Genomic DNA, 21,100 nt, shown 5'->3' with positions numbered 1-21,100 from the left:
AAAAACAACCATAAAATAATTAAGGAGCAGAAATAATGAACAAGCAAAAATGGAACTATGTAGCGATTGTATGTGTGGCGGCTATTTTTTTTACCTTTAAAATGTCGATTGCCTCAACCGATACCGTGGAGCCAATAACAGTATCTGAATTAAACACCCTTTTGCATAATAATAAGGGGAAAATCGTAATAGTTGATCTATGGGCAACCTGGTGCCCTCCATGCAGAAAAGAAATACCGGGATTTGTAAACCTCTATAACAAATATAAAAACAGCGGGTTAGAGATTATTGGTATCGCCTTTGATGAAAATGGACGTGAAGTGGTGCCTGATTTCGTAAAAAGCAACGGCATTAATTATCCCGTTTATCTTGCGGGAAACGAAATCGCTATTTCTTACAACCTAAGGGCATACCCAACCACCATTATTTACGACAAAAACGGAGACGTTGCAAATAAACACATTGGATTTGTGACGGAAGACGCATTCGACCAGGAAATTGCCGCTCTGCTGAAAAAATAGCCCTCTGGCAGGCTTGCCTGCCAAGGCGGTGCACACAGCAGGCAACCTGAAATCAAGATGTTTGTTTGAATAATGGCGTCATGTACCGCGGTAAAATTCCAACAATGTAGTGTGACGAGGTTAGTCGCACCGTATTCAGTGCAGAGATAGTCGTAAAAAGACCGGCTTTAGCAATGACTTTAGGCTATTTCATAACCCTGTCATGGTTAAAGCCCGCCATTCTCCACACAGCGAAATGCATGGGGTTAAGCCTGGACTATGCGGCAAACATCGCTACTATTGGAATTTTTCAAAAAACTATAGCGTTATAAATATTTCTTATCGATTGAATGGAAGCAGGAGCTTCCATGACACGTACATTCCCAAGTCGGAACTTGGGAATGAGAATGGAATCAGGCCACCTTTGGCAACGACTTTATTCTGTTGTGGATATTAATGCAGAGACGCATTGCATGCGTCTCTACAAAAATATTGAAATTCCTAAGCTGGCATAGCCAGAAACAAACAAGTACAAAGCACGAAATACTAAACAAATTCCAAAATCTCTTCCCCCCTATCCCCCCTCTCCAAAGGGAAGAATGTCTCACGCTGGCGGGGGTGCAGGTGGTGGAATTAAATATTTTGCCCAAAAATGCAAAGAAATTACCGATAAGGTATCAAACATCAAGTATAAAGAATTACCATGAATACAAAGGTTATTATTGCCATGAGCGGAGGTGTTGACAGCAGTGTTGCGGCACACCTCCTGGTGGAGCAAGGATATGAAGTCGTCGGACTTTTCATGCGCCTAGGACTTGAAAAACTGGACGCCATGACGAAAACAAAGGTGTGCTGCAGTCTGGAGGACGCCAATGACGCGCGAACTGTTGCCGAGCAGCTAGGGATTCAATTCCATGTCCTGAATTTTAAAGAAGCCTTTGATCACATTATAGACCATTTCTGCACTGAATACCTGAACGGAAGAACGCCCAATCCCTGCATCATGTGCAATCAGGAACTAAAATTCGGAAAACTGTTGAATTTTGCAAAGATGCTAAACGCGGACTTTGTCGCCACGGGACACTACGCAAAGGTAGAAAAACACAACGACAGGTTTTTATTGAAAAAAGGTGATGATCTCAATAAAGAGCAGTCATACGTTCTCTTTTCACTCAACCAGGAACAACTCTCAAAAACCCTTTTCCCCTTGGGAACGCTGACGAAAGAATCCGTCCGCCGGATAGCAAAAGATTTAAACCTGAAAACAAAAGACAAACCTGAGAGCCAGGATATCTGTTTTGTGCTGGACAATAATTACCATTCCCTTCTTTACGAGAGATATGGCAACCATATTATTCCAGGCCCCATCAAGGACAGGCAGGGAAACATCCTGGGAGAACACCAGGGGGCGCCGTTCTTTACCATCGGACAGCGAAAAGGTCTCGGAGTTGCTTTTGGCTCGCCACGATACGTAGTCGATATAAACCCACGTGAAAATGCAGTAATAATCGGCACGGACAAAGATCTCGAGGAAACCGGACTGATTGCCTCCTCACTAAACTGGATTTCCGTTCAGCAACTGGAATTACCCATGGAAGTGCAGGCAAAGATACGTTATCATCATATGCCGGCGCACGCTACCGTATCCCCCTTTGGAACAGACAAGGTTAGGGTACACTTCAATGAACCGCAAAAGGCCATCACCCCGGGACAGGCAGTGGTCTTTTACGACAATGACACTGTTGTGGGGGGGGGATGGATTGACAGGAAAGATTAATCGCACGTAGTTTTATATTCATTATTCAACAAAATGAAAAGGAAAAAAGACAACGACTATTCTTGTCCTTTCAAATGTATTGCTGGCTTTGTGCCTGGCGTAGTATTTTTCTTTATCATGCTTATCATGCCGGCGCCGGAAGGTATGTCCCCGTTTGCCAAAAAACCGCCGCAGTAACCTTGTTAATGGTGTGCTGGTGGATATCGGAAGCGCTCCCCATCTTTGTCACTGCTTTGACGCCTCTTGCCCTGTTTCTGATCCTGGGGATTATGAATGGCAGGGAAGTTGCAATGCCCTATGCGGAAGACGCGGCATTCCTCTTCCTCGGAGGATTCTGTATTGCAATATCCATGCATAAATGGAACCTGCACCGGTGCATTGCCCTTTCTATTATAAAGATAATTGGCAATAAACCGAGGCAGCTTGTGCATGGTTTTATGATAGCTATAGCCTTTTTGCCTATGTGGCTTTCCAATACGGCAACAACTATGATGATGCTTCCCATCGGGATGGCGTTGATTACCCATTTTTGCGGTAGTCAACACGGCCAGAAGAGTAAAACACTTTGGCACTGCATTGATGCTGGGTATTGCTTACAGCGCAAATATTGGCGGCATATGGACGCTTGTTGGAACACCTCCAAATCTTGTTTTTGCCGGACAGCTAAAATCCTGTTTCCCCATGCGCCGGAGATTGGGTTTTTTCAATGGATGAAGGTTGGTGTTCCCCTTGTATGTACATTTATTCCCTTAACAAAGGTTGAAAACTCATAAACTAAAAGGGAACCTCAGGGATTATTATATCTTTTTATAATGGAATTTATAGAATTGTATTTTGAAGATTCCGCTGAATTTGTTAAATTTGCGGAAGAATTTCGTGAGAGTATAAAAAATATTATGAACAAAATATTTGATACAGATGAATAGACAAAATATGACCGGTTACAAACAAGTGCTTACAGAAATATCAAAAACAAGGGTTGTTTTTGCCGAACTCGATGATTTTTTCCGCAAGGCAGATGAAAATATTTTCCATGACCCGGATGACCTGCGGGACGGAATCGGCCGCCTCCCTGGCCCTGACCGGTTGATGCTCCTCATACCCTGTGTTTTCAACCGCCTTGAGGAAGATATATCTAAGTGCAGAGAATGTGAAAATGTCACAATAATCATAGAAAGTTTACAGGTGTTAAAAGAAGGCATAAATAGTATATTGACCTATTATCTTCGGGATGATGTTGAAGACGCAATCAATTTACTCAGTAACGTCCTGTCAAAGATGGACAAGCTTTCCTCCCAAAAATCTCAATCCGGCATCCGTTTCCTTAGCGACATAGCGAGAATTGCGCCAGACTTTCAAATTTTCCTTAATATGCTTGAAGGTTTCAGGGAAAACAGACGAATAAGACCCAGTGAACCGGAGGCCGATACATCGTGGTCGCCTGAATGCTGGCTGGATTATTACATGGAACAAGCCAGACTAGAAGAACCCATCATTGCTGTGGTTGACGCCGAAGGACTTTCAGTGGCAAGCCTTGAAAAAGGTATGCAACTTATGATGGAAGAAAGCGCACAAAGGGACAAGATGATGGAAAAACAGTTCATCGCTTATGAACTGATGAAAAAGAGGGACGCAGCCTTCAACCCCGAACACCCGGAAAGGTTTTTAGACATTTCATTGATTCCGGACATAAGAGAAGAGGATGGTGATGAAGATTATGAAGTCAGAGTTGTAGACCTCCGTTACGAGGAAATGGAAGAAGAGCCACCTGAACCGTGGGCTAGTTCCCTGCCGGAACTATGCGATTGGAATAAATTCACACATGAATCGTCCTTTGACGATTCGGAATTTTACCGCAAGGATTTTGAAGACGATCCGGTTTACAGTCTGCTTAAGCCTTTTGTACACAACCTTTTTAAATGCCTGAAACAGGACTATCTCCGTCAGGATAAAGAAAGCAAAAAAGAAGAACATCAAATGCGTTCTCCTCTGGAGCATTATTTAATACTTCTGGCCCTCAAGGCGCAGGTACGAATATCATCTTGTGAAGTATGGGTTGAAAGCGTTGGACACGAAGCGCCGAGAAAAGGGGTTTATCTGTTTGCGATGGAATGTCTGGGACGGATTGCTGAAGCCATAGAAAGATTCTCACCGGAACATCATTACCATCTTGCTACCGAAGCAGGAAATATCAAAAAACAGATTGAAAAAATATTTTAATCGCAGAGGACAAGGAAATATCCGGTTTATTCTATTAAGCCAGTCAAAAACAAATGGTGAAATCCGAAATGCTAAATTTCAATCCTCCCCCCTACCCCCCTCCAAGCCTGATCATAATACGCGCTTAACACCGGGAGTGAAAATGTTTATACTGTTCACTATGAGAATATGTGGACAAGAATTTTCTATTGGAATCCTTGATCGAATAGGTACAGCGATTGCCGGGATGCCTGACATTTCCAGGCGGGCCCTGTCGTGGAAGGTGTGCGAGTGGCTCAACTGACGTTCCTCCAACGGTAAACTTCAGGAAGGGGAACTGCCGTAAGGCGCGGAACAAACTGCAGCAACAAGGCATACAGAGCCTTCCTGCGGCAGAGAGCATAGCCGGTTTTCAGCAGGCAAGGCAACGTTTGGACATGAAGTGAACGAAAGCAACGATAGAGCGGATAAAAGAACATAATGTATGCCATTTTCAAACATATTCCTCTTCCTCATAAACAATTTTGTCCTTTCTCCGTCCCGCCCCTCCCTGAACCCACGGCGTTTGGAGTGGTTAAAGGTTAGCGTAAACGTGGAGGGAAGGGGTGGAGTGTAATCCAATACCAGTTGCCGAAGGTCTAATTTATTGTTACAAAATATTTTATTTAAAAGCAATACGTGAATATGCAAAATAAAGACTATTTCAGCAAAGACAGGACGCCAACGAGGGGTTTTAACAGGGTTGTGATAAGAAAACTGTTTTCTTATATTTTACGCTATAAGGCATTGGGCATATTATCGCTCTTCATTGTTATTGCAGGTACAATTCTTTTTTTAATGGGACCGTATCTTTTTGGTTATACGATTGACCATGGTATTGTCAATGGGGATATATCGCTATTATACAAAATGGCAATTGCGTTGTTTGGAATAAAAACGGTACGGCTATTGTTAATAGTAATTCAGAGCTATAATTTACAAATGATTGGGCAAAAAGTAACAATGGATATGCGCATGGAACTCTTTCGCCACATCCACTCATTGCCGGTCTCGTTTTTCGACAAAAATCCTGTGGGCAGAATTGTTACGCGGTTGACAAATGACATTGCTTCCATCAGCGAGCTTTTTTCTGTGGGCGTTATCACCGTAATAGGAGACCTGTTCATAATAGCAGGGATTATTGTCGCAATGTTTCTCCTGGATGTACAGCTTGGGTTGTTGAGTCTTTTGGCATTTCCAATAATGATAATATTGGCATGCTGGTTCGGCGCCCGTATGAAAAATTCGTTTCGTGAAATACGCCGCAAACTTGCGCAGATAAACTCTTATCTAAATGAAAATATTACGGGGATGAAAGTAATTCAACTTTTCAACCGGGAAGGGAAGAATTATAAGATATTTGGAGAAATCAGTGCTGACAATTTGAAGGAACAAGCAAAATACATTACATACTTTGCAATTTTTCAGCCATCAATTCACATGGTGAGCGGCTTTACCATTGCCATTATTTTATGGTATGGAGGAATGAGATACCTGGATGGTGTTCTTACTTTGGGAGTTTTAGTGACATTTCTGACGTATGTTCAAAATTTGTTTGATCCGATAAGGGATATAATTGAAAAGTATAACATTTTTCAAGGGGCAATGGCTTCTTCGGAGCGTGTATTCGGTTTAATGGAAGAACAGCAGGAACCGGATTATAGTATTGCAAATCCCTACAGGGAAATCCCAAAAAAGGAATTTAAGGGAGATATAATCTTTCGTAATGTCTGGTTTGCTTATAACGACAGCGATTTTGTATTGAAGAATATTTCCTTTCAGGTAAAACATGGCCAGTCTGTTGCGTTAGTAGGCGTAACCGGAAGCGGCAAAACGTCTATTGCCAATGTGTTGACACGGTTTTATGAAATTCAGAAGGGGGCGATTTTTATTGATGGGATTGATATTAAAAAAATTGAGAAGATTGGGTTGAGGTACATGATTGGATATATCAGTCAGGATGTTTTTTTGTTTTCGGGCACGTTGCGGGAAAATATTACGTTGTTCAGGCATATGGAGGATTCCGAATTGTTGTCCATAATTAATTCTTTAGGTTTAATGCCGTTTATTAATCGAATGCAAGATGGATTGGATACGAAAATTTCAGAGCGGGGGGCAAATCTTTCGGTAGGGGAGCGGCAATTTATTTCACTATCAAGGATTATTCTGTACGACCCTCAAATTATCATTCTGGACGAGGCGACTTCCAGCATGGACCCCATTTCAGAAGTTTTTATCCAGGAAGCGATGCATAAAATTACAAAAGGCAAAACATCTATTTTAATTGCACACCGGCTATCAACCATACTTCATTGTGATAAGATAATTGAATTAAACAGGGGAGAAATTATAGAAGAGGGTACTCATGAGGAATTATTAAAAAAAGACAGCCTTTATCGTCAACTCTATAAACTCTCTTTAAAGGGAAAATTTGTGGAATCCCGGTGAAAGTAGAGATGCACGGCTGTGCATCTCTACAGCAAATTCCCCTATTGGGGATGGGACAGGGGTGGGTAAAAATGGATACCGTTGGGTTTTTGTCTTTTAAAAACCCAACCTAATTTAATGATAAGTAAATTCAAGGTTGCAATTGTAGAGCGACGAGCCTCGTCGCTCTACATTGAGAAAGCCGCCAAAGGCAGTCTAATTTAAATAACTAAGCATGGAGTCCCCGGAATTCCGTCCAACGTGATAATCATGAAAGGCCCTCAATTAATTTCGCTCCAGGAAATAATTTCATAGCCTAAAACAGGATACCCTTCCAACCTTCCAAAAGCTTCATCGTAATGGAATTTTGCGTTTGAACGGCTCTTTATGTATTTTCCCCTGATTGCTCCCAGCGAATCGGAATTTGAGCTAATGTCAATTGCAGCGTTAGGGGCATAGATAGCGCCGGTTATAGTAGAATTTGAGCTTATGCTGATCTTATAGTCACTGTTACTGGAAGATGCGGCAGAAGAATATATCATAAGGTCTGTCGGCGCCCCCGGATTAACAATGGTATTGGATGAGATATCTAACTCGCCTGTAACATAAACAGCCAACGTTGAACCGCTACTCAATGTCAAACTGCTATTGCTAGCGTCTTCAAAGTCCCCGCTTACATAAAAAGTTACACTTCCATTTATGGTTAATGTTGAATTGGAATTGAGTTCAAAACTGTTGAAATGATAATTCCTGGTCTGTCCGGGACTTCCAAGAGAAAACGCATCGTTACTACTAAGGCTGAATGCCTTATTAGATGAATTATAAGGATTGTTGGTGGAAAGATTGACTATCTCAGCATTGTTATTGCTGTCCACAATATCATCTGCTTCATCAAAAATAGTCGCGGTATCTAATGGGTCACAATCGGTGGGTGGATTATTTTCGGTGGGGATTCCATAAATAACGGCATTAACGCCGGTGGTGTCCGGAGAGCCTCTATATCCGGTAAGATTTGCCGGGGTTCCCAGTCCAGTTACAGGAGAACCCGTTCCGGATGCCCCAACATATCTTGTTGCCCTGGCATTTCCATGTACCTGTGCATTGCCATCGACAGTTATATCGGCACCGGCATTGGCGGTACCTACATTTCCTTTATCCCTTGCCCATGCATTATTTTGGTTGTCCTTCCTGGTACCAACGGGAATTACCTGTGAATCATAAGTTCCAAGGTCAGAATCATAACTATCGGTAAAACCATTGCTTTCTATTGTTACACCGTCGCATCCCTCCAATGCCTTTGTGAAAGGAAGCGCATACACGAGGCGAACAACAGCTTCTATTTGCTTTATTGAAGACGAGCTGGAACCCGTTGATGTAATCAGAAAAAGGGGAGTGCCTCCGTCATCCGTCACAACACTGCTGTCAATAACCTGATGTGTTACGGTGAAACTATTGTTAAAACCGGTAGAAGAACCTGCAACGTTCCAATCCGGGTCTGTCTTTGCTCCATCATCTGATATGTTGCCATTCATTAATCGGCCAATTCCATCATATATCCCCGCCTCCGCCACATAGAATGCCTGGACGCTGGTCTTGTAATTTCCGCTTATTTTAATATCTGTTGTGGTTGTGTAAACAGCGACTGTGCTTACTATGGCTAAAATTGCTATTAATGCAAGAACAACAATAAGGACTAATCCCTTGTCCTGTCCACCCATCACGTTTAGAGAAAACTTTTTTTTGGATTGTTTTAATTCCATTATTGATTTCTCAATTTAATAATTGATGTGAGAGTTCCGCGCCGATAACCGTCTCCGGAATAATTTGGATCGATGTTAGCAGTACGTCCTGTTATAGCAATGGTAACGGTGTTTGTAGCTCCTGTGACGGTATTTGTACCATATGTTAAACTAATAAATTCAATATTTTCTGCAAGTGGCTGACTATTTCGATATATCTTTAAATTAGCCGTGTCATGACTAAAAGTAACATTTTCCACGGTACGAACGGTAGTACTCCCTGCAATGTATGAATACAATAAACCTGAGCTTAAATAAATCGGGTCTGGTTCACCTACCAGATGACTGGCGGAACTATCAGAAGGAATAACTTCTGTACGGTTTCCATCGGAAATATAGATATAATCAGTGCTTGCTATCGAATAATTACTATCTGGCGTTAAACTAACGAAAACTACGGTTGTTCCTGCATTGGCATTAGTAACAAGGGTGGCGGCAATGTCGCTATCAATATCGCCCAGGAAAGTAATTGTGCTCGTGCCAGAAGTCCTGATTGTGCTTGTACCTGTTACCATACAACCAGCCATTCTGATCTCGCGGGTCATTATGTCCATGGCTGACCGGATATATTGCTGCATCTCACTTACCTGCTCCTGGACACTAAATGCCTTCCGCTGTGAAATAAGTAACTTGACCGCTGTACTCAGAATAATAACAGTAAGGACAAGACCTACTAACAATTCAACTAACGTAAAGCCATATTCATTATCGTTGCGAAAAACTGACATTGGAATTCCTATTGTGTAAAAATAGTTTTTAATTGAACATTATGTACCGAAGTACTTGTTCCAGGATTCCAGTAGACGCTTACTGCTACGGTTTTTGTGTTTACGATAGGAGTGTCATTGCCAACAGTTACTTCCAGATAATAGTCAGGATTATTGTATATGGTGTATGTGCCTGTAATTTCATCATAATCCATATTCCTGAAGTCCTCTAACTTATCCTGCGCTAAGGTTACAGCCGTAGTTGACTTGTTGCTGTGGGCATTCCCTTTTACTACTATGATGAGTACGCTCATTACCGCAAATAATCCAATGGCAATGATTGCGATAGAAATCATTATTTCGATTAAAGAAAAACCTGCATTATCATGAGGATCGAGCATTTTTTTTATTTAAAAAAATATTAATTAATTTTAACCCGGCCGGTACGTGCAATTGTAAGAGATTTTTTCCCATGAGGATTTTCCAGGGTTATGGTAATACCGAAAGGCCAGTGCAATAAACCATTTGTGCCGAATATAGGATTTTGTGATGGGACAGGATTAAAGGTTATTCCGGGATATTTTCCATTTAAATCTTTTGTTATTATTTTTTCATTTAAATCTGCAGTTCCATTACTATTATCGTCATCTAAAATCTGATATTGGTACTCATTCAAAAAAATTATCCTGTATCTGTTGTTTTGACTGACTGCCTGCATTCTTGCCCACATAAGATCTCCCATTACCTGTCTTGCCGCACCATTCAGCCTTATTTGCGGTTTCATATTATTATAAACAGGCACTGCTATCCCGGTGGCAATGCCCATGATAGCCATGACAACGATCAGTTCGATAAGAGAAAACCCTTTTTGGTTTTGCATAATAATTACCTCAAGCGGGTTCAGGGTTGCAACCGGCATCGGCAATCTACAATCAGCCGTCGGCAGATTGCAGATTGCCGATTGAGGACTGGAAACTGCCGACTAAGAAAGCATGCTGAGAAGTTGCGAAAATCCTCGGCGCCTACTGCCTTTTTGTCTTTGAAACAGAAGGTACATAGGATTTTTCATTTGTCAGATGGAGAAACCTTTCCTGTTCCTCCTTAATGATGATTGTTGGTTTTAGCAAGATGATGAGATTCGATTTATTTCGTGTTTTCTGATCACGGGTAAACAGTCTTTTAATGATGGGTATTTTGGATAATACCGGAACTCCGCTTGTCTCATCCTTATTACTGAGAGAACCCAGTCCACCAATCATGAGTGTGCCTTTATCCGGCACATATACGGTCACAGACACCTGAGAGACATTTAACCTGGGAAGCTGTATTGTCTGTTCTGGAGGTATGTAAGTGGTGCCGTCGCCTCCACCAACACTCACCCCTTCTGATAATCCGCTAAACGTAAAGGATTCTATTTCTTCAATAGCAAAGACAGAAGGGGTTACTTCCAGGTAGACAAATTTTCTGTCAGCGCTTACGATAGGCCTTACGTCAAACGTTGTGCCTTCCGGCACTGTGCCGATAACCGGAGTGACTATCCCGTCTTCAACCGTGGTGCTCTGAATGTAATTTCTGGTTTGCAGTACGGCGATATTCCCGCGCTGCGTGTTTGAAAGCGTTATTCGCGGCGAGGTGAGCACTTCCGACCCTTTACTTTCCTGCACCGCCTTCAAAAAACCTTTTAATGCAGAATTTCCGAATATGGCAAAGTTGAGGTCAATACCACTGCCTAAGTCTCCCGCAATATCAGCTGCACCTGTACTGACGGATGTATTATCACTGAAAAACCGGGTTATATCTGTACCGATATCCTCTAAAAACTCATCCGTTACGGTAATAAAACGCGCCTCTATATTTACCTGCAGATTTTGAGAGGTTCTGAGCGACGCCAGCACGTCTTCAATTTGTTTATGAATGAACGTTGTGTTCACTACTACCAAATCTCCAGGTTGCCCCATTCGGGCGGTGATGCTCCCTTCTCCCTGCCCGCTTGTCCGGATGCTTCGTTGTACTCCGGTAGTAGGATTTCCAATAATTCCGGCATTGGCAGACCATGAAGAAGGTTCGATTGCTGTAACAAGCATCTCTATTAAATCCAATACTCTTTCAGAAGGGTCTCTTACCCTGGCAGACTCACCCCTTGTCATGCTTAACTGGCTGGATGTTGCGGCAGTGATATCGAATTCAAGGGGTTCTTTATCGTCGAGGTTGATTAATATGTCCCTTACATCATAAACCCGCAGCTCCATTTTCTGTTTGTATATATGCAATATGTCGCCTTCAACGAGATACTCATATCCTTTCGGAAGCAAGTAGTTCAACGCGGTTTTTACAGACACTTCGTTTAATCTTAACGTAATGGGAACATGCCCCGTATCTGCGTCAAATACCATATTTATGTTTGTTTTTTCCCGAATGAATGCAATGACGTCCTCTAATGATGTATCAATAAATTCAAAGGAAATAATGGTGTTTAAGGCGTCTTCAATTTTTTGTGAAAATTGTATTTCTGTGGGATTTGGTATTGTTCTCAGGAGTTCAGTCCTGGCCTTGTTTTCCTTTACCGATGCCGATAATTCAGGGAGTTTGCGGTTTGAAATACCGTCCCACTGTTTTTGATCCGGGAAACGAATAATATCCTGGTAGGGAACAGATGATTCCTTGAGATATTCCTTGCTTCGTAGTTTTTCCTGCGAATAGATTGCTTTAAGATTTTCATAATTCGATTTGTGCTTTGTTATATTTACCTTTTCTTTGTAATACAAAGCTTCTTCATTGTAAGGTTCTATTTCATCGAGTTCTTGTTCCAGATGCCTTCTGTTTTCTATAGAACCTAAAGCATATTGTTTCTGTCCGGTAATCATATCTCCGGAAAATGTTTCGGCAATTTCCAGGGTTTCTTCATAGGGCATTTGCAATAGTTCCTTATTTTTGGCAGCAGCGGAAACAGTTTGTGTGGAAGTGGTTTCACCTTCTTTATTAAGCAATTCAGGACGTTCGTTTTTGACGCTTCTGTCTATCGCTTCTTCTGCGTTTCTCTTTGTGACTAAAGGGTCTTTTTTCTCCGGCGTCACAGCGGGTGCTTTTTGTTTTATTTCCATCAGCCTCTTTTTAAAGTACAAGGCTCTTTTATTGTCAGGTTCTGTTTCAAGCACCTGTTCTATCAGTGCTGTAGCGTCATCGTAGCGGTTGTTTTCTGCCGCAGCACGTGCTAGTTTCAACAATTCTGATGTATCAATTGTTTTTGCAGGAACGGATGTTGCCGCCTTCGTTGTTTCGGGCAAGACGGCATCTTCTTTGAGGCGCGAAATGGCTTCATTTTTAAGTGCTAGCGCTTCCGCGTTACCGGGGTCTAATAAAATAGCGAGCGTCAGTTCATTAACAGCCCTTTGATAATTATTTAATTCAAGGTGTTTTTTTGCGGATTTAAGATAGTAATTGTCTGTGAGAGATGAATTATTTTCAGCGCTATCGTTATCTTGCGACCATGTTTTATATGTGCCAAGGGGCAAAAAAAACAAAAGGGCAAAAGTGGTAAACACAAATACACTTTTCATGTAGTTTCTCCTTTACCAGCGTGATGTATATGGGATTTTATTCTTTGACAACACTTAAGTTTTTTGAAAAAACAAAAACGCTCGTTCCCAGGCTCCAGCCTGGGAACGAGATCAAACCTGTTTCTCCTGTTGTACTCAATTAATTGCCAGTCATTGTATTTCAGAAAAACCGGTTGATACCGTTTCTGTCCCTAAATTTATCAATTCTCCCGCCCAAAGGTTGTACAGTTCTCCGTCCCTGTTTTTAAATAAGATACTGGATGATGTAATCATATGCGGTTCTTCCATAATGGTTGTTCCTACAAATTCGCCTTTTTCATTTTGTTGAAGAATGCGTCTTTTTATGATAATCGGTTTTTGAGCGGAGGGGATAATTTCCACAAGTTTGCAACGGGTATCAAAAGGTATAGTTTCTTTCCCGATGATCCTCTTTTCACCGATAGACATTCCTTTTGAAACAGTAAAGCTGCTTTCTTTCCAAACATCCCGATATAATTTTCTCACCTGAATCAAGGCGAGGTCTTCTGTGCCGCCTTTATAAATAAATTCCGTATCACCTTTTTCCGTTACCGTCAGACGGGAAGCGTCCTGATAGCGTCTCTTTTTTAGCAAATCCCTGAGAGTAATACCTTCACGGCGGTCTTTTATTGATGGAGTAAAAACAAACGCCCGTTCCAATATTTTTGGCTGGGGAGGCGTGGTAAAGCGTAATTCCATTTCCCGCGCGTTTGTTAATGATATTTCTACTTCAGGCGGTTTGCTTGTCAAAGGTTTTCTTTCAATTGCTTCGGATGACGCTTCCAAAGATGATACCATTTTGTGTGTTTTTGCATTCAACAGAACAAATGTGTGAAACATCGTATAAGAAAGACAAAACACCATGATGCCTGCAATACATTTTCCGCTATGTTTAATCTGTAAATTTCTTATATCCATCGTACTCAAAAAAATGTTTGCTCTTTATGTTTTAAAGTCAATCACATATGCATCAATAAGAATAGAAATTGTTGGCATTGCCGCTAAAGTATCCTGATTTTCTATCGGATTGCCGTCGTTTTTTCTGTAATTTATGCCGACTGTTTTTTTGCCGGTGCTTTCAATGTTTATATTTTCAATAACAAATGGAATACTGGCAGTGAGGAGATCATTCAATAAAAATGGTAAACGTTCTGCTTCAAGCGCTAATGAAATAGTTAAGGGGATGGTGGAATAAATCGGCAGGTGGGTATCGTCTTTGTTGTTAGGCGCAGTTTTGAAATAGATTTTTTCCAGATTTATTACGCCCGTATTTTTAAGAAGTGCGTTGACCAGCGCTTCAAGTATCCAGAATCTTTTTTGTTCGGGCAGGATTTCATCCCATGTAGGAATAGTGGTTCCCCAATCATAAAATGGCAAGGCGGATCCATGAAAGCCGATAGTGCTTTCTTCTAATTTTGCAAATAACCGGGAAACCTTTTTTAAATATTCCTGTCTCCATAAGGCTTCATCTTCAATCTTTACTATTCCCTTTCCTGGAATGTTCTTTAAGAAAAATGTTTCCAATTGACTATCCATACGATGTATCAGGGCGCGGCATTTTTCAATTTCCTCATTATATTTATCCGTCTCTGCCTCTTTTGCCTGTATCCATTTGCTATTGTACGTAATTTTTGACAGGGCATACCTCTCAAGCATGGATGACATATTTTCCAGGTCGTGGTGAATAGTAGCGTGTTGTTTTAAAAGAGAGTAGTTGAAAACAAAAAGAACAATTACCATCGCAAGAAAAACAGCGCCAATAATTGTCCAGAAATTGTACAGGGATGAAAGAACGCTTTCCGTATGTTTTTCACCTTTTGCAAGATTGTCGTTTATGCCGGAATCCATACAATATTTTTCACGTTTAATTGTTTAGCAGTTATTATTTACCAATACAGCTACATTTTATTCTTACGTCCTGCACAAAAATCGGCACGGCATTAACCCTGACAGGGTTGTTCTTTCATTTTTCAAGGGTTAGGCAGATTTGAAACCTGCCTATATCAAAAAATTGCTGCAGCATCTGAAATAAAAACGTCGCAGTAGCGATACTTTGTAACAGTTTGGATTTTAGAAAAAGCAAAAATGCTCGTTCCCAGGTAGCGACAAGGCATGCCTTGTCGCTACCTGGGAACGAGCGGTTTTTTTTATAGAACTAAAGTATTACGATACTTTTGATTCCGCCTTTTTACAATTTACGATTCAAAATCCCAAATCGTAAATTGTTACATTTTTTCCGATTCTGCGATAATTTCTTCCTGTGATTTTACCAGCCATCGTATTTCAAAGCTGATGCACTCTGTTGCTTCGGCTTCAGAATATACCTGACGGCAGGAGTTGGGGACAAGTTCTACATTTTTAAATGCCGCGATTTTTTGTCCGGAAAGCGTTAGATTCTTAATCGGTTGTAAAACATGCTCTTCGATATAACGTATGCCAGGTTCTCTGCTTTCTCCTCTTATGCCCATAAGAAGACATTTTTTCACGATACTATCCTTTTGATTTTTCTTCGCTTTGCCTTCGCCGATATTTAACGCATCAGGGTCTATCCAGGAAGATTGCAGGGAGTTTATCGAGACATTGTCTGGAATTGACGCCAGTAATTTTTCCGTTGATTCAATCCAAAAAAATCGCGCGGGGTCTATGGATGATATAAATTCCAGTTCGGACTTTTTTTCATTGAAGATTTTATCAGCGTTCTTATAAGTGTTTTCAAGGTTTTTCACATTTTGCAGCATCGCCTGGTGATAATTGCGTGCGTTGTTAAGTTTGGAAATATGGGTGCAAAGCCCAATGTATTGAATGGCTATTAACAGCGCAAAACATCCAAGGGCTACGACTGCATAGGGTTTCATTTTTGCAATTTGTGCGGCTAGTATTCGCTCTTTAGGCAGTAAATTAATCGCTGTTTTTCCCAGTCCGATGCCTTGAATGGCTAGCCCCAGCGCAACACTTAATGAAGCACAATTACCGGAGAAAAGGGCTTGATCAACTGTGCGGGAAATTCTTATGTTATTTAAAGTATTTAATAATTCAACCTTATAGGTGAAATTGTCCTGAATGGTTTTTTGTAATAACGGATCATTTGATTTATTCCCGACGAACAGGAGTTTTTCGAAATGGACAGTGTCTGTGCTTTTGCTCAAGGATTTATAATATTCCATAGACCGTTGTATTTCTTTTACAAAATCTGCATTTACCTCATGTAATGGAATAGTTCTCAGCCAGAAGTGCGCGTGATCAATAATGATAAGGTCGGTATTTTCTTCCTCTCTGTTGACGATGATGGTTGGGCCTTCCACGTGTTGATCGAAAAGAACCAGATTATATATTGCTAACGGTGAACTAAGTATGCCGGTCAGGTTGAACTCCGGGAAAGAGATATTGTTTATAATGGAATCAAGCGTTTCCCGTTTTGACGCAAAAAATCCAATTTCGATGCCTTCTTCATTTGGAGTTCGCCCGGATAATCGATGATAATCCCACACAACGTCTTTAAGGTCGAACGGTATCTGCTGTTGTGCTTCAAAAGAAACAAGGCTTTTTAATTGCTTTTTGCTCACTAAAGGAATAGTGCTGAATCTTGACAAGGCAAGCTGTCCGGGAACGGAGACCACGACGTCCGTTTTTTTACTGAAAGTATGCTTTGACAGAAAGATTTTAATTGCATCTCTGATGTGATGGGATTCCAGTAATTTTGTATTTGGCAGGGCAGCAGGGTACTCAATGATATCAAAGTCCACAACGGTTACTTCATTATTTTTTTTAATAATCTTTACTGCCTTTAATGCATTGTTACCAATATCAAGCCCCAATACTGTTTTTATATTGTGCTGTTTAAAGAGGGAGGGCCTTTTTTGCAAAGCAGGTTTACACGTATCAGCGTGTTTTCGTGATTTCAATAAATGCATCATTTTCATATTGCCCGGTAAAAACCTCGTTTTTGCGCTTTTTTTCATTGTGGACTCGGTGTGCTTTGTGAGTACAATCTTCAAAAAGATATTTTTTGTCTTTTCAGCAAGCAAGCGTTTTCTTCAGTGCAGGATTTTTCAGAGCAAAGTAATCCAGGATGTTTTCTGCAAGGGAATCGGCATTTTCAGGTGAATCTGCCGTGACCCAGTGAATATCGGAGAAACTTCTAAACCAGGTCATTTGCCTTTTTGCTAACCGGCGCGTGCCTTGTTTGATTGCATTGACTGCATCCGGAAGCAAATAATTCCCTTTCAGTAAATCAATAACCTCCTTGTATCCAAGCGCTTGAGAAGCTTGTTTACTTAATCCCAGGGGGTTACTTATCAAAGCTTTCACTTCATCAATAAGACCCCGCGAAAACATATCATCCACGCGCGATTCTATACGCCGGTACAATTCTTTGCGATCATGCATAATCGCAACAACAATGCAATGGTACTTCGGATTTTTATTCCCAAACTGGGTTTGGTAAGAAGAAATGCTTATCCCCGTTTGTTGAAAAACCTCAAGCGCCCTGATTATCCTTCTCTGATCATTGGAGTGTAACCGGCTGGCGGTCTTTGGATCAATTGTTTCAAGCATATGGTATAAAGACTCTGTTCCTTGTTCTTTTGCGATTGTTTTTAACCGGTTCCGATATTCCCAATTTGCCGGAGGACCGTCAAATAAACCATCCATGATCGCTTTAAGATAAAGCGCCGTGCCGCCGACAACAATAAAGGGTTTTTCCTGTTCATAAAGATTATTCGTGATGATTTCAAAGTCTTTTATATAATTTCCCACACTGTATTCTTCCCACGGTTCCCTAATATCTATTAAATAATGGGGAATTTTGGTTCTTGTCTCAGCGCATGGCTTTTCCGTCCCAATATCCATGCCACGATAAATTAGCATAGAGTCGGCGGAAACAATCTCTGCCCCGGTTTTTTCAGCTATTTTCAGGGCTATTTGCGATTTTCCACTGGCAGTGGGGCCGGTTAGTATGCAGATTGTATGTGACATAAAATTTTTATTTTCTGTTATCAAAAGCCAGGATGTTTTTATTATATTTTTTAGGGGACAGCCGTAACAGCATTATACAAAATGATTTATAATAAGCAAAATAAATGTAATTCCGGCTTGTTCCCAAAATTCGTTCTTCTAGTTCCTACGCCCTGCGTCACATCAAAGTAAAGGCCATCGAATAATATGAAGCCTGTGCCACCAGACATAAAGCGTCTTGAATTCACACCTCTCCCACGGTAATTAATCAACCTGGGTACTTTCTGACAAAAAAAACACTTTAAGAGTTCTGACATTAAGAGCAATAACCGAATAAAGTTGCTACCAAACCCAGCCTAATTTAAAATTCCGTACCCTTTGCCATTTTTGCATTGTCTGATCCTCTGTTTTTCTTTAACGGGTCAAAAAAATTGTTTGAGGTAATTGCTGCTACATTTTGCATTCCATTTCCCATTACCGTTGCTATTTTCGAGGTGCAAACCATTTCGCATGCCGGCATGGAGCATAAATTGAGGATGCCGAAGATGATCACACCACAGAGGATTGTCCCTTTAACAAATCCTAATACCGCGCACAATACATTATACCAACCGCCCATTTTCAAATTGTCGACCATGTTTTTGGGAAAATCTGAAATAATTGTGGTTATAAGCGCTGCAAGGCCGAACAGGATGAAATAACTCAATACATTGTGCAATGAAACCGAAAACACATTGCAGAAGATGTTGCTTATGACTGCATGGTAAAAAAGCGCCACACAAAAAGAGAGAAACAAACTACAGATTCTAAGAATTTGGCATATTGGTCCGTCAACAAAGCCAAAAATCACTGAAATACAAAGGACTACAGATAGTATTATATCAATCCAATTCATTTATAAAAATCCCCTCTGAACTCGCCAAAATGGTATTGCTAATTCAAAGCGTTTAAAATTTCCCGGCACATTTTATTATAGGAATACAATGAAAGGACAAAATGGATTCTGAGGATAATTTCCTCTTTTTTTGCTGTTTCGGGATTTGAACAATACTGTAAATATTGAGCGTGTATAATACTCACCTGTACATCCTCCTGAAACGGGTTTGATGCAATGGATTGTTTTAAGGCTTGTTCTGCGGCAGAATAATTTGAAATGAATAAATACATTTCCCCCAGTTTGTTGAGGATTATTACTTCCTGCGGATTCAATTCAGAAGCCCGTTTCAGAAGCATGATAGCCTCATTGCTATTCCCTAATTGGGCGTAAAGACTTCCCAGATTAAACATTGCCTTTACATAATGAGGGTCTTTTCCCAAAACAAGCTCATATTCTCTTATCGCATCGTCAAACATGTCATGTGTATCATAGAGAACTGCCAGGCAGAAATGCGGAAAAATGGCATCAGGGTAGCGTGCGATAGTCTTTTTATATTGTTCTATTGCTCCGTTGTAGTTACCTTCCAATTCCAGAATTTTAGCAATATTAACCAGCGCCTCAATATTTTCAGGATTTATTGTTAAGGCTTTTTTGTACATTTGTTTTGCGCTGGCAAACCGAAACATTTTTTCATAAACATAGCCAAGATTGTTAAGTGTTTCTGCGTTATCAGGTTCTAATGAGGCTGCTTTTTGCAGATAATGGAGCGCCTCGCCGTAATCGTTTCTGGCAAGGTAGATAAATCCCAGTTTTACATAGGCGTCAGTGAAGGCACTATCACTCTTAAGGCTTTGTTTGTAAGCATCTATTGCTTGTTCCGAATTGGGGAAAAGGCGGTCATATTTTTTCCCTTCCGCAAACAATTTTCGTGCTAATATTTTCTTGTTCATTGTGGTAGACATGATAATAGAGTAGTAAAAAAATTTACCGAAAAGTATGCAGCATACTTGCTGCCGTACCGGTATGATTTGATAGTATTCAGCAGCATATTAAAATCATTTTGCGGAAAAACCTCCTTTCATCAAAAGAAAAAGACCCGGGGCAGATATTGGCATCTTACGTCCGGGTCTTAGTTACACAATGAGAAGGTAAATACCTTATTATTTAAAGTTCATAGATCGGGTATTGCCGGATTCATTGTTACCGCCGCAATACCCGCGATAAAGCATACAAAAGCTATGCAAGATATGTTGTGAACATTAAATAAACTCTTTTACCGACTGAATTTGGCGACCTGGCATTCTTCTTTCCTGAAGACCCATGGCTTTGCGTCCCAGCCTCACAATTGGTTTGCCTTTTTTCAAATTGTTTTTGTTTTTTGTTACATTATATTTTTTTACAAGTATGTTTCATCTCCTTATCTGATAGTTGCAGTTATTGGAAGTAATCGGTAAACAATCGTAACGATTTAGTCTTTTGAAAAAGTAAAAACGCCGTTCCCAGATTCCGGCTTGAGAACCAGGGCTGAATCCGCTTGCCTTTGGCAGCGGCTTTGTTCCGTTGTATATGCTAGTCCGGTTGGATTTTAAAAATAAAAAACCAACGGCTTTTGTTTTTACCCACCCCTTAGTCCTCTCCGGGAAGGGGATTGCGGGAGGTTCTCCCAAGAGAGGACTTTCCCAATTTCCCTTATTGGCAGAACAAACGTTTACGCTTGTCATCGCAATGCCAGGCAAGTATGCCAGGTCTACCACAGGGGCAGGGGTGGGGTGGAGGTTGTTTTTTCACCAAAAAATCGTAACACTTTAGTCTTTTGAAACTGGAGATAATTATTTGTAGTGCAACTAGGTTAGTCGCATTGTCTTGAACATATACTATGCCTTATCGCACTGCTTTTTTTTGGTGCGACGAACCTCGTAGCACTACATTGTTGTAGTTTTTCAAAAGACTAAAGTGTTACAAAAAATCTGAAACAATTACACACTAAATATCCTTCTCTCCTTCAACCATAAAAAAAGACCCATGGCAGATTTAATATCTGACGCATGGGCCTTAGCATTTTTTTTACTTTGCAAAAAATAAAATAGCTTTACCTTTTAACAAAGCAAAAGTTCCTTTTACGCTAAATCTGGCAACCTGGCATTCTTCTTTAAGAAAGACCCATGGCTTTGTGTCCCAACCTCACGATTGGTTTACCTTTTTTCAAAATTGTCTTGTACTTACCCGTAGCTTCTATCACAAACAAAA

At 40.7% G+C, this 21,100-nt stretch carries 19 protein-coding genes and 2 riboswitches; of the genes, 7 read left to right on the top strand and 12 right to left on the bottom strand.

Annotated elements, in window-relative coordinates:
- Positions 1–35: 35 nt before the first annotated feature.
- The 5 genes from QZT26_RS03905 (at position 36) to QZT26_RS03885 (ending at position 4,780) form a co-directional block, all read left to right on the top strand.
- A complete protein-coding gene (locus QZT26_RS03905; RefSeq protein ID WP_099325643.1) occupies positions 36–521 on the top strand; it encodes a TlpA disulfide reductase family protein in 486 nt (161 codons plus the stop codon).
- A 682-nt stretch (positions 522–1,203) separates the two neighbouring features.
- Positions 1,204–2,277, top strand: coding sequence for a tRNA 2-thiouridine(34) synthase MnmA (gene mnmA, locus QZT26_RS03900; protein ID WP_099325644.1), 1,074 nt, complete (start codon positions 1,204–1,206; stop codon positions 2,275–2,277).
- Positions 2,278–2,339: 62 nt separating this feature from the next.
- Positions 2,340–3,050, top strand: coding sequence for an SLC13 family permease (locus tag QZT26_RS03895; RefSeq protein ID WP_169703912.1), 711 nt, complete (start codon positions 2,340–2,342; stop codon positions 3,048–3,050).
- 145 nt (positions 3,051–3,195) lie between these two features.
- The gene (locus QZT26_RS03890) at positions 3,196–4,497 is read left to right on the top strand and encodes a hypothetical protein (RefSeq protein ID WP_169703913.1); all 1,302 of its coding nucleotides are present in this window, start codon (positions 3,196–3,198) and stop codon (positions 4,495–4,497) included.
- Positions 4,498–4,639: 142 nt separating this feature from the next.
- Complete coding sequence (locus tag QZT26_RS03885) at positions 4,640–4,780, top strand: hypothetical protein (protein ID WP_295100786.1); 141 nt, start codon at positions 4,640–4,642, stop codon at positions 4,778–4,780.
- Positions 4,781–4,800: 20 nt separating this feature from the next.
- Here QZT26_RS03885 and QZT26_RS03880 read toward each other — a convergent pair whose 3' ends face one another.
- Entirely contained in the window at positions 4,801–4,992 is a 192-nt protein-coding gene (locus QZT26_RS03880; RefSeq protein WP_295100783.1) for a hypothetical protein, read from the bottom strand.
- Positions 4,993–5,160: 168 nt separating this feature from the next.
- Here QZT26_RS03880 and QZT26_RS03875 point away from each other — a divergent pair, with 168 nt between their 5' ends.
- Entirely contained in the window at positions 5,161–6,963 is a 1,803-nt protein-coding gene (locus QZT26_RS03875) for an ABC transporter ATP-binding protein (protein ID WP_295100781.1), read from the top strand.
- A 260-nt stretch (positions 6,964–7,223) separates the two neighbouring features.
- Here QZT26_RS03875 and QZT26_RS03870 read toward each other — a convergent pair whose 3' ends face one another.
- The 11 genes from QZT26_RS03870 to QZT26_RS03820 all read right to left on the bottom strand — a co-directional run bounded on the left by QZT26_RS03870 (position 7,224) and on the right by QZT26_RS03820 (position 19,803).
- On the bottom strand, positions 7,224–8,702 hold the full coding sequence (locus QZT26_RS03870; protein WP_099325650.1) for a pilus assembly PilX N-terminal domain-containing protein: 1,479 nt from the start codon (positions 8,700–8,702) through the stop codon (positions 7,224–7,226).
- On the bottom strand, positions 8,702–9,469 hold the full coding sequence (locus QZT26_RS03865; protein ID WP_099325651.1) for a prepilin-type N-terminal cleavage/methylation domain-containing protein: 768 nt from the start codon (positions 9,467–9,469) through the stop codon (positions 8,702–8,704). Before QZT26_RS03865 ends, QZT26_RS03870 begins: the two co-directional genes overlap by 1 nt.
- Before the next feature lie 8 nt (positions 9,470–9,477).
- Positions 9,478–9,849 (bottom strand): prepilin-type N-terminal cleavage/methylation domain-containing protein, encoded by a 372-nt coding sequence (locus QZT26_RS03860; protein WP_099325652.1) that lies wholly within the window; start codon positions 9,847–9,849, stop codon positions 9,478–9,480.
- Positions 9,850–9,869: 20 nt separating this feature from the next.
- A complete protein-coding gene (locus tag QZT26_RS03855; protein WP_295100778.1) occupies positions 9,870–10,328 on the bottom strand; it encodes a type II secretion system protein in 459 nt (152 codons plus the stop codon).
- Positions 10,329–10,470: 142 nt separating this feature from the next.
- On the bottom strand, positions 10,471–13,005 hold the full coding sequence (locus QZT26_RS03850) for a hypothetical protein (RefSeq protein ID WP_295100776.1): 2,535 nt from the start codon (positions 13,003–13,005) through the stop codon (positions 10,471–10,473).
- Between the two features lie 150 nt (positions 13,006–13,155).
- A complete protein-coding gene (locus QZT26_RS03845) occupies positions 13,156–13,950 on the bottom strand; it encodes a hypothetical protein (protein ID WP_172953486.1) in 795 nt (264 codons plus the stop codon).
- A 15-nt stretch (positions 13,951–13,965) separates the two neighbouring features.
- On the bottom strand, positions 13,966–14,871 hold the full coding sequence (locus tag QZT26_RS03840) for a hypothetical protein (protein ID WP_295100773.1): 906 nt from the start codon (positions 14,869–14,871) through the stop codon (positions 13,966–13,968).
- Between the two features lie 377 nt (positions 14,872–15,248).
- Positions 15,249–16,982: a pilus assembly protein PilM gene (gene pilM, locus QZT26_RS03835; RefSeq protein ID WP_295100771.1), complete on the bottom strand. Its 1,734-nt coding sequence runs from the start codon at positions 16,980–16,982 to the stop codon at positions 15,249–15,251.
- A 55-nt stretch (positions 16,983–17,037) separates the two neighbouring features.
- Positions 17,038–17,997: a tRNA (adenosine(37)-N6)-dimethylallyltransferase MiaA gene (gene miaA / locus QZT26_RS03830; protein ID WP_099325658.1), complete on the bottom strand. Its 960-nt coding sequence runs from the start codon at positions 17,995–17,997 to the stop codon at positions 17,038–17,040.
- Positions 17,998–18,337: 340 nt separating this feature from the next.
- Positions 18,338–18,871 carry a CvpA family protein gene (locus tag QZT26_RS03825; RefSeq protein WP_295100770.1) on the bottom strand — a complete coding sequence of 178 codons (534 nt, stop codon included), beginning with the start codon at positions 18,869–18,871 and terminating at the stop codon, positions 18,338–18,340.
- Between the two features lie 38 nt (positions 18,872–18,909).
- Complete coding sequence (locus QZT26_RS03820) at positions 18,910–19,803, bottom strand: tetratricopeptide repeat protein (RefSeq protein WP_164995531.1); 894 nt, start codon at positions 19,801–19,803, stop codon at positions 18,910–18,912.
- A gap of 335 nt (positions 19,804–20,138) precedes the next feature.
- Positions 20,139–20,218, bottom strand: a riboswitch (cyclic di-GMP riboswitch).
- Between the two features lie 213 nt (positions 20,219–20,431).
- Here QZT26_RS03820 and QZT26_RS03815 point away from each other — a divergent pair.
- Complete coding sequence (locus QZT26_RS03815; protein ID WP_164995530.1) at positions 20,432–20,662, top strand: hypothetical protein; 231 nt, start codon at positions 20,432–20,434, stop codon at positions 20,660–20,662.
- A 318-nt stretch (positions 20,663–20,980) separates the two neighbouring features.
- Positions 20,981–21,060, bottom strand: a riboswitch (cyclic di-GMP riboswitch).
- Between the last annotated feature and the right edge of the window lie 40 nt (positions 21,061–21,100).

It is taken from the genome of uncultured Candidatus Kuenenia sp. (genome assembly GCF_900696675.1).
GTDB lineage: Bacteria > Planctomycetota > Brocadiia > Brocadiales > Brocadiaceae > Kuenenia > Kuenenia stuttgartiensis_A.
The sequence above is the reverse complement of the archived record's forward strand: the minus strand, read 5'-3'. Positions and strand labels throughout refer to the sequence as shown.

Bases quoted from the DNA above. Each gene is read 5' to 3' on its own strand.
- QZT26_RS03880 (WP_295100783.1), bottom strand. From the start codon at position 4,992: ATGAGGAAGAGGAATATGTTTGAAAATGGCATACATTATGTTCTTTTA.
- QZT26_RS03840 (WP_295100773.1), bottom strand. From the start codon at position 14,871: ATGGATTCCGGCATAAACGACAATCTTGCAAAAGGTGAAAAACATACG.
- QZT26_RS03820 (WP_164995531.1), bottom strand. From the start codon at position 19,803: ATGAACAAGAAAATATTAGCACGAAAATTGTTTGCGGAAGGGAAAAAA.
- QZT26_RS03850 (WP_295100776.1), bottom strand. From the start codon at position 13,005: ATGAAAAGTGTATTTGTGTTTACCACTTTTGCCCTTTTGTTTTTTTTG.
- QZT26_RS03885 (WP_295100786.1), top strand. From the start codon at position 4,640: ATGTTTATACTGTTCACTATGAGAATATGTGGACAAGAATTTTCTATT.
- miaA (WP_099325658.1), bottom strand. From the start codon at position 17,997: ATGTCACATACAATCTGCATACTAACCGGCCCCACTGCCAGTGGAAAA.
- QZT26_RS03855 (WP_295100778.1), bottom strand. From the start codon at position 10,328: ATGCAAAACCAAAAAGGGTTTTCTCTTATCGAACTGATCGTTGTCATG.
- QZT26_RS03870 (WP_099325650.1), bottom strand. From the start codon at position 8,702: ATGGAATTAAAACAATCCAAAAAAAAGTTTTCTCTAAACGTGATGGGT.
- QZT26_RS03890 (WP_169703913.1), top strand. From the start codon at position 3,196: ATGAATAGACAAAATATGACCGGTTACAAACAAGTGCTTACAGAAATA.
- mnmA (WP_099325644.1), top strand. From the start codon at position 1,204: ATGAATACAAAGGTTATTATTGCCATGAGCGGAGGTGTTGACAGCAGT.
- QZT26_RS03905 (WP_099325643.1), top strand. From the start codon at position 36: ATGAACAAGCAAAAATGGAACTATGTAGCGATTGTATGTGTGGCGGCT.
- QZT26_RS03875 (WP_295100781.1), top strand. From the start codon at position 5,161: ATGCAAAATAAAGACTATTTCAGCAAAGACAGGACGCCAACGAGGGGT.
- QZT26_RS03825 (WP_295100770.1), bottom strand. From the start codon at position 18,871: ATGAATTGGATTGATATAATACTATCTGTAGTCCTTTGTATTTCAGTG.
- QZT26_RS03860 (WP_099325652.1), bottom strand. From the start codon at position 9,849: ATGCTCGATCCTCATGATAATGCAGGTTTTTCTTTAATCGAAATAATG.
- QZT26_RS03865 (WP_099325651.1), bottom strand. From the start codon at position 9,469: ATGTCAGTTTTTCGCAACGATAATGAATATGGCTTTACGTTAGTTGAA.
- pilM (WP_295100771.1), bottom strand. From the start codon at position 16,982: ATGAAAAAAAGCGCAAAAACGAGGTTTTTACCGGGCAATATGAAAATG.